The organism is Actinomadura sp. CNU-125, from assembly GCF_001942465.1.
In the GTDB taxonomy this organism is placed as follows: Bacteria; Actinomycetota; Actinomycetes; order Streptosporangiales; family Streptosporangiaceae; genus Spirillospora.
This window is the reverse complement of sequence record NZ_MKJY01000471.1, coordinates 1-2205: the sequence shown is the minus strand read 5'-3', so window position 1 is coordinate 2205 and position 2205 is coordinate 1. Positions and strand designations below refer to the sequence as shown.

Below are 2205 nucleotides of genomic sequence, written 5' to 3'. Positions count from 1 at the left end.
TCCCTGCGCGCCGCCCTGGCCGCCGGACGGCGACCTCGGCGCCGTCGGCGCGCTCGTCATCCGGATCCGGTCCTACCTGCGCGTTCCTCGCCGAGGACGCCTCCGGTGCCGCCGAACTCGCCGCCGCGCTCGACCGCGCGGGCGTCGCCGCGCAGACGCTCGCCGCGCACGGCCCCGTCCCCGGAGCCACGATCCTGTAGCGCCGCCGCTTTAGTTGCGCACCGCACACAAGCGAACTTCGCGCCCCGGATGGGCGTCATGTCCCGTGACGCCGATTCCGGGGACGGGTGTATCGATGACGTACCTTTCCGGGTTGCTGGGGCTCGTCGCCGTCGCCATGATGGTGGCGCTCGTCGTGCTGGCCGTGCGCAGGGACCGCGCCCTCCGGCGGAACGCCCCGCAAGCGGCGGCCGCCTCCGGGCCGGGGCCGCGCGGGCGCCGGGACGGCGGCCAGGCGGGCCCGCCCGCCCGCGTGCCGTAGCCCCCGACCGTTCCTCCCGGGCCCCGCCCGGAGAGTGAGGACCCCCATGGCAAGTGCCCTCATCGTCCTCGTGCTCGTCGTCCTCGCCGTGATCGTCGGCGTGGTCGCGGCCGTCGTCGCGGTCGCGGCGAAATCGAAGAAGCAGCGGCCCGGCGGCATCGCGCCGGGCCAGTACGGCCAGTACGGCCAGTACGGGCCTCCGCCCGGCGTGCCCGGCCCCGCCCAGGCTACTACGGCCAGCCCGGCCACGACCCCGGCCCGTACGGGGCCGCGCCCCACCACCCGGGGCCGTCCTACGGCGGCGACGCGGGCTACGGCGGCGAGTGGCAGGGCGGCCACTCCAGCGGAGGGCACGGCGGAGACGCCGGCGGCGGCTTCGGGGGAGACTCCGGCGGCGGCGGCGGAGGCGACGGCGGCGGAGGCGGTGGAGGCGGCGGCGGGGACTGAGACGGCGGGGACTGAGCGTGCGTCCGGTTTGCGCCGGGCAATAGGCTGGGAAGCGTCGTGAATCTGATCAATCTTGAGAACGTCGCCAAGTCCTACGGGCCCAAGCCGCTGCTGGACGCCGTCTCCCTCGGCCTCGACGAGGGAGACCGCATCGGCGTCGTCGGACGCAACGGCGGCGGCAAGAGCACCCTCGTGTCCGTCCTCGCGAAGGAGACCGAGCCCGACGCCGGGCGCGTCACGCACGCGCGCGGGCTGCGGCTCGGCCACCTCGTGCAGCGCGACGTGTTCCCCGACGGCGCGACCGTCCGGTCCGTCGTGATCGGCGACCGCGCCGAACACGAATGGGCCGGCGACACGCGCGTCCGCGACGTCCTGGCGGGCCTGCTGCCCGGCCTCGACCTCGACGCCCCCATCGCCGGCATGTCGGGCGGCGAGCGGCGCCGGATCGCCCTCGCCCGCCTGCTCGTCCCCGAGTCCGACCTGATCCTGCTGGACGAGCCCACCAACCACCTCGACATCGAGGCGATCGACTGGCTCGCCCGGCACCTGCGCGGCCGCAGGGGCGCCCTGCTCATCGTCACCCACGACCGCTGGTTCCTCGACACCGTCACCGACCGCACCTGGGAAGTCGTCGACGGCCGCGTCGAACGCTACGAGGGCGGCTACTCCGCGTACGTCCTGGCCAAGCCGAACGGTCGCGCATCGCCGCCGCCACCGAAGCCAAACGGCAGAACCTGCTGCGCAAGGAACTGGCATGGCTGCGGCGCGGCCCGCAGGCCCGCACGTCCAAGCCCAAGTTCCGGGTCGACGCCGCGCAGGCCCTCATCGCCGACGAGCCCCCGGCCCGCGACTCGGTCGAACTGACCCGGTTCGCCACCGCCCGGCTCGGCAAGACGGTGATCGACGCCGAGGACGTCACCGTCCGGCTCGGCGACCGCGACATCTTCGAGCACCTCACCTGGCGGCTCGGGCCCGGCGAGCGAGTCGGCCTCGTCGGCGTCAACGGCAGCGGCAAGAGCACCCTGCTGCGCCTGCTGGACGGCACGGTCGCCCCGACCGCCGGGACGATGGTGCGCGGCAAGACCGTCCAGCTCGCGCACCTGTCGCAGAACCTCGAAGAGCTCGACCCGTCCCGCCGCGTCCTGGAATCGGTCGAGGAGATCCGGCGCCGCATCACCGTCGGCAAACGCGAATGGACCGCCAGTCAGCTCCTCGAACGGCTCGGTTTCCCCGGCGACCGGCAGTGGACGCCCGTCGGCGACCTGTCCGGCGGTGCG

The 2205-nt window shown here is 74.6% G+C and carries 2 protein-coding genes and 2 pseudogenes; all 4 read left to right on the top strand.

The window, feature by feature from the left end:
- Nucleotides 1-200 (top strand): annotated as a pseudogene (locus tag BJF79_RS37980) (4-(cytidine 5'-diphospho)-2-C-methyl-D-erythritol kinase); the annotation flags it as partial.
- A gap of 95 nt (nt 201-295) precedes the next feature.
- Entirely contained in the window at nt 296-481 is a 186-nt protein-coding gene (locus tag BJF79_RS37975) for a hypothetical protein (RefSeq protein WP_075904629.1), read from the top strand.
- A gap of 46 nt (nt 482-527) precedes the next feature.
- A complete protein-coding gene (locus BJF79_RS57550) occupies nt 528-989 on the top strand; it encodes a hypothetical protein (RefSeq protein ID WP_075904627.1) in 462 nt (153 codons plus the stop codon).
- Nucleotides 986-2205 (top strand): annotated as a pseudogene (locus tag BJF79_RS37965) (ABC-F family ATP-binding cassette domain-containing protein); the annotation flags it as partial. The gene BJF79_RS57550 and the pseudogene BJF79_RS37965, both read left to right, overlap by 4 nt.

What these genes read in the sequence shown, in the direction of transcription:
- BJF79_RS57550 (WP_075904627.1), top strand. Translation starts at nt 528, where the DNA reads ATGGCAAGTGCCCTCATCGTCCTCGTGCTCGTCGTCCTCGCCGTGATC.
- BJF79_RS37975 (WP_075904629.1), top strand. Translation starts at nt 296, where the DNA reads ATGACGTACCTTTCCGGGTTGCTGGGGCTCGTCGCCGTCGCCATGATG.